Source organism: Janthinobacterium sp. GL_088, from assembly GCF_057837845.1.
This window is the reverse complement of sequence record NZ_CM174453.1, coordinates 3159556-3170473: the sequence shown is the minus strand read 5'-3', so window position 1 is coordinate 3170473 and position 10918 is coordinate 3159556. Positions and strand designations below refer to the sequence as shown.

General features: G+C 63.9%; 10 protein-coding genes. 5 read left to right on the top strand and 5 right to left on the bottom strand.

Annotated features, from left to right (window positions below; translation table 11 throughout):
* Positions 1-123: 123 nt before the first annotated feature.
* The 3 genes from AC3IQ7_RS14430 to AC3IQ7_RS14420 are packed head-to-tail and all read right to left on the bottom strand — an operon-like array spanning position 124 to position 2398.
* Positions 124-1095, bottom strand: a complete 972-nt coding sequence (locus tag AC3IQ7_RS14430; RefSeq protein WP_489210302.1) for a FecR family protein — start codon at positions 1093-1095, stop codon at positions 124-126.
* Between the two features lie 8 nt (positions 1096-1103).
* On the bottom strand, positions 1104-1679 hold the full coding sequence (locus tag AC3IQ7_RS14425) for an RNA polymerase sigma factor (protein WP_489210300.1): 576 nt from the start codon (positions 1677-1679) through the stop codon (positions 1104-1106).
* Positions 1676-2398, bottom strand: a complete 723-nt coding sequence (locus AC3IQ7_RS14420) for a hypothetical protein (protein ID WP_225241035.1) — start codon at positions 2396-2398, stop codon at positions 1676-1678. The genes AC3IQ7_RS14425 and AC3IQ7_RS14420 overlap by 4 nt, the downstream gene beginning before the upstream one ends.
* A gap of 209 nt (positions 2399-2607) precedes the next feature.
* On the opposite strand from AC3IQ7_RS14420, the gene AC3IQ7_RS14415 reads away from it, so the two are divergent.
* From AC3IQ7_RS14415 to AC3IQ7_RS14395, 5 genes are all read left to right on the top strand, one after another.
* On the top strand, positions 2608-3624 hold the full coding sequence (locus AC3IQ7_RS14415) for a M14 family zinc carboxypeptidase (protein ID WP_489210297.1): 1017 nt from the start codon (positions 2608-2610) through the stop codon (positions 3622-3624).
* Positions 3621-4427: an alpha/beta fold hydrolase gene (locus AC3IQ7_RS14410; RefSeq protein ID WP_489210295.1), complete on the top strand. Its 807-nt coding sequence runs from the start codon at positions 3621-3623 to the stop codon at positions 4425-4427. Before AC3IQ7_RS14415 ends, AC3IQ7_RS14410 begins: the two co-directional genes overlap by 4 nt.
* Positions 4418-5455, top strand: coding sequence for a serine hydrolase domain-containing protein (locus AC3IQ7_RS14405; protein WP_489210293.1), 1038 nt, complete (start codon positions 4418-4420; stop codon positions 5453-5455). The genes AC3IQ7_RS14410 and AC3IQ7_RS14405 overlap by 10 nt, the downstream gene beginning before the upstream one ends.
* Before the next feature lie 88 nt (positions 5456-5543).
* The gene (locus AC3IQ7_RS14400) at positions 5544-6467 is read left to right on the top strand and encodes an EAL domain-containing protein (protein WP_489210291.1); all 924 of its coding nucleotides are present in this window, start codon (positions 5544-5546) and stop codon (positions 6465-6467) included.
* A gap of 10 nt (positions 6468-6477) precedes the next feature.
* A complete protein-coding gene (locus AC3IQ7_RS14395) occupies positions 6478-6756 on the top strand; it encodes a helix-turn-helix domain-containing protein (protein ID WP_489210290.1) in 279 nt (92 codons plus the stop codon).
* Positions 6757-6820: 64 nt separating this feature from the next.
* On the opposite strand, the gene AC3IQ7_RS14390 is transcribed toward AC3IQ7_RS14395, so the two are convergent.
* Both AC3IQ7_RS14390 and AC3IQ7_RS14385 read right to left on the bottom strand, forming a co-directional pair.
* On the bottom strand, positions 6821-7972 hold the full coding sequence (locus AC3IQ7_RS14390) for a fimbrial protein (RefSeq protein ID WP_489210288.1): 1152 nt from the start codon (positions 7970-7972) through the stop codon (positions 6821-6823).
* Positions 7969-10917, bottom strand: coding sequence for a fimbria/pilus outer membrane usher protein (locus AC3IQ7_RS14385; protein ID WP_489210286.1), 2949 nt, complete (start codon positions 10915-10917; stop codon positions 7969-7971). Before AC3IQ7_RS14385 ends, AC3IQ7_RS14390 begins: the two co-directional genes overlap by 4 nt.
* Position 10918: the final 1 nt, after the last annotated feature.

Here is a 10918-nt window from a genome sequence, read left to right as displayed (position 1 = left end):
AGCCTGGCGGTAGCGCAGGCGTCCATGCCTCCATGACGTAGCTCAATGGCGGAAGGGATAATGTTTTTTGAAAAATATTTTTAAATATTTTTCAAAATAAGCCTGCCAAAGGAAAACACGGGATCAGCTGAGCAGGACAATGCCACCTGGCAGGCTGGTCATTTGCGCGCCGTACAGGTCGCGTATCATCGCCAGCGCGCCATCGGTTTGCCCGATAGAAAAACGCATGCGCACGAGGTGGCGGCCCAGCTCGGCATTGCGCAGCACCACCCGGCCGGGCCGGTAGCGGTTGATTTCATCGACGACATCGGCCAGCGGTTTGCCGACAAACGACAGCGCGCCCGTGCGCCACGCGCTGGCCTCTTCCACCGGCGCGGCCGTGGCCGCCTGCACGCCCCGCTCGTCGTAGACCAGTTGCTGTCCCGCATCGAGGGTCTGCCGGCGCTGTTGCCACGCGACCTCCACGGCGCCCGCCAGGCAGGTGACGCACACGGCATCGTCCGTGTAGCGCACATTGAAGCGGGCCGACTGCGCCAATAAACGCCCCGCGCCCGCCAGCACCGACACGGGCTGGCGCGCGCCGCTGGCAAGGATTTCCGCCTCGCCGCCCAGCAATTCAATCGCTTCCGGCGCCCGCACATTGATGCGCGTCTGCGTATTCATCTGCACCGTCATCTGCTGCGACAAGGCAACTTGCCGCTGCTCGCCCGTGCCCGTGCGATAGTCAGCGGCGAATTCCTGCAGCGACGGCCAGGCGCCCAAGGGCGGACGCAAGGCCAGCACGGCCACGCCGGCCGCCAGCGCGCCACCCAGGAAAGCACGGCGTCCGGGGCGCGCCGGGAACGCCAGCACGTTCGCTCCCTGCGGCGCGGCGGCGCGGGTCAAGGCGGGATCGAGCGCCTGCCACACTTGTTGAAGCTCGCGCCAGGCGCGCGCATGCGCAGGGCTGCGCGCGCACCAGGCGCGCAAGGCGTCGGCGTCGGCCTGCGTAAAGTCGTCGGCACGCAGGCGCGCCCACCAGGCAGCGGCTTCCCGGCCGATGGCCGTGTCGGTATGTTCAAAAACGTCGCGTGGATCGCGGTCAGGAGCAGTCATGGGATTCATCAATATTTACGGCGGCCCGACACATCGCTGCGCTGGGCGGCATCGGCGTCGGCCATGCACGTTTTACAGTGTTGCATGGCGGCCTGCAATTCTTTCTTCACCATCGCCACGGAAATGCCGAAGCGCTCGGCGATGTCCGCATTGAGCAGGCCGTCGATGCGCGCCGCCGTCAGGATGGCACGGCGGCGCGGCGACAGGCCCGCCAGCGCCGCGTCGAGCGCCTGCACGTCGAGCCGGGCCGAGACGATGCGCGCCGGATCGCTGATGTCGTCGCCGGCCTCGTCGGCCAAGTGCATCAGCTCTTCGCGTTCGCGCTCCGTGACGATGATGCGGTCGCGCCGGTAAGCGTCGGTGGCGATATTGGCCGCCATGCGCAGCAGATAGGCGTCGGGATTGTGGACGGGCGCGGCGGCCGGGCCAGGCGCCACCATCGCTTCGAGGCGCAGCCAGGTTTCCTGCAGCGCATCGGCCGCATGGTGCTTGCAGCCGACCACACGCTCCAGGCGCCAGCGCAGCACGGCGTAGCGCGAACTGAGGTGGCGTTTCAGCTTGGTGCGCAGGTCGGGCATGCTCATGGCGCGTTTCTACCCGGCGCGCTGGCGCAATCGACTTCGCTGCCCGGCCCTTGCGGCAGCAGCAGGATGGAGACGGGCTGCGGCATCGACGGCAACGGCGCCGCGCCCACGCGCATGCCCAGCACCACGCGCGCAATGGCCGTATCGCGCGCGCGCAAGCCCGTGCTGTCGAGCAGGTGCACCCGGTCCACCACGCCGGCGCGGTTCAGATACAGCTGCAGCGCCAGCCGGTAGCCGCCGGGACGCGTCTGCGCCGCGCGGCACAGCAGCCCCAGCAGCACGTGCTGCAAGCGGCTGACATAGGCCGCATGGTCGCCGCCGCCCTGCGTGGCGCCTGGTATGTCGGCGGCGGCCACGACGCTGACTTGCGGCAAGTCAGCTGCGGCCGGCGCATACACGATGACGGCTTGCGCATCGGACAGGCGCGATTGCAGCCCTGTCCCCTCCAGCAAGGCTTGCAGGGCCGCGCCGGCAGCATACGCGCCGCGCACGGCCGCCGACTGGCGCTGCGCGTAGCGCTGGTCCATCAGCACGGCGATGCCCGTGCGGCGGCTGTACAGGTCGAGCGCGTCGCCGAGGTTTTGCGCGGCGATATCAAACTGCAGCACGGCACCATCGGCCGGCTGCGCCCGCACGGGTCCCACCGCGGCCAGGAACCCCAGCAAAACCAGGTATCCTGCCAGCGCAAGCACATGGACGGATGCCGGGCTGCCTGTCATATCGCTATCGAGTCGCTATCGTGTGAGGGTGAAATCGCGTGGAAACAAGGCATTGCCAAGTAACAATTCTTGCATCAACTGCAATAGCCTACACAGAAAAAATGACGGCTTCGTGACATCAGCAGCGTGCGCAAATTTCGCCATGCGGGACGTCGGGCGCGGCGCTTATTTCGGCTACACTGGCTGCTACTCTCCCTTTCAGACGCCTGATGATCGAAAAGAATCTGCCCGAGCTGGTCATGCTGAAACGCCTCATCGACGAGGGCGGCAGCCACCTGGAAGTGGCCGCGCCCTGCAGCATCGCCATGGATGGGCGCGAGTTTCCCGTGTACACAATTGCACTGGGCAATCCGAGTCCCGACGTGCCCGTGCTGGGCTTTTTCGGCGGCATCCACGGCCTCGAACGCATCGGCACGCAAGTCATCCTGTCTTTCCTGGAAAGCCTGATCGCGCGCCTGCGCTGGGATGCCACCCTGCACCAGCAGCTGGAAAGCATGCGCCTCGTGTTCATGCCGCTGGTCAATCCGGGCGGCATGTGGCAAGCCACGCGCTGCAATCCGCGCGGCGTGGACCTGATGCGCAATGCGCCGTTGAGCGCGCGCGAAAAAGTGCCCCTCATGCTCGGCGGACAGCGCTACAGCGCCCGCCTGCCCTGGTACCGAGGTGCGGCAGACGGCCCGATGGAGGTGGAGAGCCAGGCCGTGTGCGACCTCGTCGAGCGCGAACTGTTGTCGCGCCAGTTCAGCATCGCCCTCGATTGCCATTCCGGCTTCGGCTTGCGCGACCGCATCTGGTTTCCCCACGCGCATACCCAGGTGCCAATCGAGCACCTGGCCGAGATCGGCGCGCTGGAGGAGCTGTTCAGCCAGAGCTACCCCAACCACAACTATGTATTCGAGCCGCAAAGCCGGCAATACCGCACGCACGGCGACCTGTGGGACTATCTGTACCTGAACGGCACCAGCTACAGCGGGCGCGTGTTCCTGCCGCTGACCCTGGAAATGGGTTCGTGGCTGTGGGTCAAGAAAAACCCGCGCCAGCTGTTCAATCGGGTCAGCATCTTCAACCCCACGGCCGCGCACCGGCTGCAGCGCGTGCTGCGCCGGCATCTGGTCTGGTTCGATTTCCTCATGCGCGCCGCCAGCAGCCACGGCCGCTGGATGCCGGAAGGCTTGCTGCGCAAGGCGCAGCGCCGGCGCGCCCTGGCGCAATGGTACGAGTCATGAGCGGCGCGCACACCTGGGTCCTGCTGCGCGGCCTGATGCGCGAACAGCGCCACTGGGGCGGCTTTCCCGCCACCCTGGCGCGCGCCCTGCCCGGCGCCCACATCGTCACGCCCGACTTGCCCGGCAATGGCACGCGCCACGCGCAGGACAGCGCCACCCGCGTGGCCGCCATGGTGGATGACTGCCGCCAGCAACTGCAGGCGTGCGGCATCCCGGCGCCGTACCATGTGCTGGCCCTGTCGCTGGGCGGCATGGTGGCCGTCGAATGGAGTCACCGCTACCCGCAGGAAATCGCCCGCTGCGTGCTCGTCAACACCAGCATGCGGCCGTTCAATCCGTTTTACCGGCGCCTGCGCTGGCAGAACTATGGCGCCCTGATGCGCCAGTTGCTGCTGGGCGATGCCGGCAGCCAGGAAGCGCTGATATTGCGCCTGACGAGCCGTCGCCACGCACATGGCAATCCCGCGCTGCTGGCCGAGTGGCTCAGTTACCAGCAGCAATATCCGGTCAGCCGGCGCAACGCGCTGCGCCAGCTGCTGTCGGCCGCCCGCTACCGCGCGCCGGCAAGCCGCCCCACCATGCCCGTACTGGTGATGGCCGGCGCGCAAGACCGGCTGGTCGACCACCGCTGTTCGCAGCGCCTGGCGCGCGCCTGGCAGGCCGATTGTTTGATCCACCGCGATGCGGGCCACGACTTGCCGCTCGACGAGGGGGAATGGGTGGCGCAATCGGTGGCGCGCTGGCTCGGGGTGGCAGCGGCAGAGCATGACAAGACAAGCACGGCACCATCATCATGCAAATAAGCAACCATACCGACCAACTGACAGCGCTGGTGGAAGCCGGCGTGCACGACCACATTTTCCCAGGCGCGACCTGGGCCATGGGCACCATCGACAACAGCGTGGCAGGTGCTGCCGGGCGACTCACGCCCGATCCCGCCAGCGCAGCGATGCAGGTCGACACCTTGTTCGACATCGCCTCGCTGACCAAGATCATCAGCGTCTGGGCGCTGATGGGCCTGCTGGTGAAGCAGGAACGCCTGCGCCTCGATAGCCGGCTGGCGGAACTGCTGCCCGGCACAGTGGGATACGCGCTGGCGCCCATCACGATTTTCCAGCTGCTGACGCACACGGCCGGCTTGCCGCTGCGCGCCCGCCTGCGCGCCAGCTATGGCGAGGTGTACGACGATATCGTGCGCGGCGTGCTGCGCGAGCCGCTGGAAGGCATGCCAGGCCAAGCCGTGGAATACACGGACCGCGCGGCCCTGATCCTCGGCCTGGTCATCGAGCGGCTGCTGGGCCTGCCCCTGGACGTGGCGCTGGCCGAGTACGTGCTGCAACCGCTGGGCATGACCGCCACGGGATTCGGTCCTGTGGCGCCACGGCAGGGCCAGCTGGTCGCGCCGACCGAATATTGCGAACAGGCGGGCGCCCACCTGTCTGGCGTGGTGCATGATTTTTCGGCCCGGCTGCTGGGCGGCGTGTGCGGCATTTCCGGGCTGTTTTCCAACGTGCCCGACCTGCGACGTTTCCTGCAGGCAATGCTGCTTCCGGACGGCAAGATATTCGATGCCGGCTGGGTACGCGATTCGCTGACGGTGCGGACGGGCGAGCTGCAGCCGTCGCGCGGCCTGTTCTGGCACCCGGCGGCGGGCACGGGCCCGCAGGACGACGTCTGGTGCCACCAGGGTTTCACCGGCACGGCCATGTGGCTCAGTCGCCGGCGTGGCCGCTATGCGGTGCTGCTGACGAACAAGCTGTACTACACGCGCGATTCCGACAGGCTCAACGCGCTGCGGCGCGACTTCATGCGCGGCGCATTCGGCCTCTGAAGCTGGGCCGCTTTTCAGAACAGTCCGATGTCGCTTGGCAGTCGAACTTCCTATACTTTCCCCATCTTAAACTGTCGGGAAAATCGCCATGAGCGCTGCCGTGTACGCCCTTCCATCCATCACGATGAGACAGCGCCTGCCGGCGCGCCCCTTCGCCATGCCCGGCAACGGGCTGCAAGAAAGCAGAAAAATCCCGCAAGCGCCCAGGCACCACCCATATTCCCTGCCCAGCGACGCGGACGTCATTCACGCCATACATTCGGGTGAAGGGCTGCGTGTCGTCTACCAGCCCCAGTATGACTTGCACAGCCGGCGCGTTGTCAGCGCGGAAGCACTGCTGCGCTGGCACCATCCACGTCATGGCAGCGTACCACCGACGGTACTCATTCCCATGGTCAACCGGCTCGGCCTGCATCTGCCGCTGTTCGACCTGGTCGTCAAGGAAGTCATCGCCATGTTGCAGCACTTGCGCCGTCAAGGTGGCGACGTGCCGGTTGCCGTCAACGCCTCGATCGATACCGTGTGCACGCCCGGAATGGCCGATCTGCTTGCCACAAAAATGTGGGATGCCTGCCTGCCAACGCGGCTGCTGAAGGTCGAAGTCACCGAAGACTTGCCAGTCCTCGACGAACTGTGCCTGTCGGCTTGCCTCAACACCTTGCGGGCGAAGGGGTTTCCCCTGTCGCTCGACGATTTCGGCGCCGGTTCCGCCACCTTCAACGTCCTGTTCAAGATGCCTTTCGATGAAGTCAAGATCGACGGCGCCTTTATTCGCGACATGGAAACCAATACCCATTCGCACGCCATTGTCGCCACCCTCATTTCACTGGCAAAAGGGCTCAACCTCAAACTGGTGGCCGAAGGCATCGAGAGCGAATCGCTACTGGCGGCCTTGCTGGGCATCGGCTGCCATATCGGCCAGGGCTACGCGCTGGCACGCCCGATGGAGCGCGAGGACTTTATTCAACATCAGCTTGCAAGACTGCCTGCAATGGCAATGAAGGCAACGTAACATGACCAATATGACCGAATTACCAGCGCATGCCTTGATCACCGAGACCAGGGGTGGCGAGGCAGCCGTCCACACGCACGATGGCGCGGCGCTGGTCGAGCGCCTGCTCACGTACATGGGGCTGCTCAACGACGCCTGCCTGGCGCGCGAGCTGGGCGTGCCGCCCTTCGCGATCAGCAAGCTGAGAAAAGGAAGCACCGCAGTCGATACCGACATGCTGATACGCATGCACGAGGCATCGGGTCTGTCCATCGGCGAACTACGGGCACTCTCGCGTCCCCGGCACTGACCGCTCATCACGCAAAACGGCGCGCCATCACTGGCGCGCCGTTTTGCATGGGAGCTTGCACGTGCTATTGATACGTCAGTGTGTAAGTGGCCACCGCATTGGCCGGGCCGGCCGTCACCGTGCCCATCGTCGTTTTCAGATAACGCGCGCCCAGGGAGATGTCGAGCAAGCGGGTGCCTGCACCGAGCACGTTGCTCAACTTGACATCCTTCGACAGGGGCCAGGGCGCGCCTGCACTGTCGAGCAATTGCACGCCCACGCCAGTGGCCACCCCTCTTTCCGTCGTCAGGCTCAACACGCCCCTGGCCGCATCGATTGCCGGTGCGGCAGGATCTATCCGCACGCTGACGCTATTCGGCAGAAAAGTGGGGGCTCTGACAACCCCATTTTCAGACGACACCGGCGCCGTCGTGGAGGTGATGCTGAGATTGCCGGGAAACCCTGGGCAGTCGGCCAGACCGAGCAAAAAGCCGACCGTCGGCGTGGACGCGCCTGCCGCCCCCGTCAGGGCAGATACCTTCCTGCTGCCCAGCGCCACCTTGACGTCGGGCGTATGGCACGTGGTGCTGACCACGCTGATGCTGCCTGTCAAGCTAACTGAACTGACATTGAACTCCGTGCCGCCGCCACCCACGGTCACAAAATAGGATAGTCTGCCCAAGTCGCTGGCCCGTATGATTCCCGTCCCCACCGGTCCCGTCTTTATGAGCATGAAGGCGGTAGTGGGGACTAACTTGGGGAGCGGGAGGGTGCGGCACGCTCCCGGCGGCTCACCTAAGCCGCTGCCACAGCCGTTGGGCACTGTGGGGACACTATTATCTACATTCCCGTCAGCCATCCACAAGCTGTTGGTGTACCAGGCAACGCCAATGCCAGGCACCGCTGTTGCATAGACTTTGCCGGCGTATGCCTGGTTTCCGCTGAAGTTGGCATTCGCGCCAACACCCTGCATACGGAATGACAGCTGTATCACAGCGTTTGCGACATCGCATTGCAGCTGCAGGCCATTGGCAGCCTGCCTAATATACTGAAAGTACAGCATGGTGCCATTCGGCACGTCACGCGGCACGGCAAGGCTGCCCAGCTGCAGCGCCATCGTGCCCGTAAAACCCAGGTTTCCATTGATGGCGAAACAGTTCGGCCCAGCCTGGGCCAGTTGCGGCGCTGCGCACAGCAGCAACCCGGCCATCAGGCCAGCCATTGTACGAATTTTCATGGTTTTCTCTTTTGCGTGATTTTCATGCCGGTGTCTTCCTTCTGGATGCCTGCGGCGGCCAGTTGCGAGCCCTGGCGTGGCGCGCGCGCCACCAGCGACGCGGCCGGCACCTGCAGATCGAGGCGCTGGACGGCAGCCTCATGGCGCCAGCTGGCGCCGCGGATCGACGCCAGTACCTGCTGGCACGGCAGCAGCAACTGCTCTTTGGACAGCTGCACGCCATACTCCTGCAAATCCACCGTACTCATGCAGGGCGAAGGACGTTGTTCTCCGGCCACCGGCATGAAGGCCACGTCGCGCCTTTCCATGCGCTGCCCGTTGAGGAAGATGTCGACCGGATATGTACCGCCGAGCAGCTCGACGCGGCGTTCCTCGGCGGGCGCCACCTTTGCATTGATCAATTCCGGCACGCACACGGCATCAACTTGCTGCAGCTTGCCGCCCTCGCCTTGCATGACAGATGCGGGAATGGCCAAGGTACAACGTTCATGCGCCCTTCCGCCCCAGGAAATCGATAACTGCCGGGTGCTTTCCTGCAGGCGTGCATACAGCTGGCCACCCTGCCCCACCACGCCCACCGGCAAGCCTTGCTCATCTTTTACTGTGGCACCAAAGGCCAGTGCCTCGCCGCTTGCCAAGCTCACGTTGAATAGTATTGCGCGCCCCGTGCTGGTGCCATACTTCAAAAACACGACGGCGCCATCGCGCGGTGCCACCTGCTGACTCGTTTCGCTCAGCTCGACATCCATCGACGTGCCCTGCGGATCAATCGCCACTTCGTTCAATTCATACGGACGCAAATATGGCAGGACCGCATTGCCGCTGGCGTCGAGCCTGAGGCCGGGATAGCCGGCCACCTTGGCGCCGGCGGCACCAGGCGCATGCACGACGGCCATGGTTTCGCCACGCAGCGGCGTCAGGGTCACACCACCAGGATGGGCCACCACACTGCCGCTCATGCTGACCGAGGCACTGCTATAGCCTGTGCCGCGCCCCACGCTGGCGCCAAGCATCGCCTGCGCCCCGGTATACTGACCGTTGAGGCTGCTGCTACTGGTACTGCCATTGCGGCTCACTGATGCGCCATAACCAAATTGCCGCTCTTCTCCCGCGCTGCCGCTCAGCGTTGCCAGCTGGCTGTAGCGACCATCCGTGTCGCGCGATACCTGTGCCGACATTTGCGGACTGTACAGACTGTCATTGCCGCCCAGCGGCATGCTCAAGGTCAGTTGTATCCTGCTTTCCATGCCGCCATAAGATACCTTGCTGCGATTGGCATTGATGCCGTAGCTCACGCGCCCCACCTGCTTGTTGTAACTGAGCTGGTATTGCAAGTCCTGGCCAGGCCGGTTCCAGTAATTCTGTGCATAACCACTGATGCTGACCTGGCCCCACGCACCCAGGTGCTGATCGGCGGTCAAGGACACGCGGTTGCGGGGCCTATACTGCATATTGGAATCGTGACCATTGCGTTCGGCGTCGAGTATTTGGGCCGCATTGGCAAAATCCAGATAGCCGCTGGTGGAAAAACGGTAAGCAGCCATCGAGAAATTACTGCCGGTGCTCAAGACATTCTTGCTGTACGACAAGCGCAGACTTTGGCCCTTGGCCGTGTCCGCGGCAAGTTTCGTCTGCGCATGACTCAGATCCATGGAAAAGGCACCTATCGGTGATGCAAAGGCCACGCCGCCGAGCAGGGACAAATAGTCCTCACTGGCCTGCAAGCCACCGTAACCGGTCAGGCTATTATTCAAACCATACTGCAAAGTGCCCTGCAGGACGCGCGCCTGCTTACTCAAGAAATTATTGCGCGTTACGCCAGCCGCCGCGCTGAAGCGCAGCGAACCCGGACGCAGCAACTGGCTTACGGCTGCATACGGCACGATAAAACGCTGTTCGCTACCATCCGCTTCGGACACCGCCACGCTCAAGTCGCCGCCGTAACCCGTGGCATACATGTCGTCGATGACAAAAGCGCCTGGCGCCACCGTCGTTTCAAGCAAGAGATTGCCCGCCTGGCGTATGCTCACCCGAGCGTTGGTGCGGGCAATGCCGCGCACCACGGGCGCATAGCCGCGCAAGGAATTGGGTAACATGCGGTCATCGCTGGCCAGTTGCGCACCCCGGAAGGACAAGGTATCGAAAATCTCCCCGCTGGTATTCGCATCGCCCAGGGTCAGCTGGCTTTTCAACGCCGTCATGTCGCGCCGCGCATAGGTATCGAGCACCTGATAACGACTGCCTCCCTGCTGCTGCCAGCTGAGTGCGCCATTATGGCGAAAACGCCAGCCACCCATATTGAAGCCGCCGTTGAGGCCCAGATAGGCGGAGTCGAATGAAGTACCGCCACTCTTGTTGTGATAGCTGTTAAAGTTGTAGCCCAACATGCCCGAAGTGACACCGCTATCCCACAGTTCCGGGCTGACATAACCGCGCGCATTACGCCGCAGCGACGCCTGGGGAATGCTGATATCGACTTGCTGACTCTCCGGCACGAACCTGGCCGTCGCATTCTCGATCAGCTTGCCTAGCTCGGTACAGTTGTCCGCTTCCAGCAAGGCCATCGCTTCCGGCGACAGGCGCGTCAGGTCGACACCGAGCAATTCCAGCAGCTTGCGCGATACGCACACCACGGGATGGCTGCCATCGTCATTGGCGTGAATCTGGATATCCTGGCGGTTTTTCAACTGGCCATTGAGGGAAATATCGGCACGGTAAGTACCTGGCAACACCGGGTTACCTTTTTGATAGGCTGCGAGATCCAGGTTGCGCGAGCCTTCCGGCAGGAACGCACTGTTGAAATCGACCTCGTCGGCATGCGCAGCTGGCATGACCAAGGCACATGAACTGAACGCCACCGCCTTGAGCATGCTGCCGACGAGCGCATTGACGCCCGGATTAGGCCTTGCTTGCGGATAATAGCGGATATGGCGATGAGTATTCATG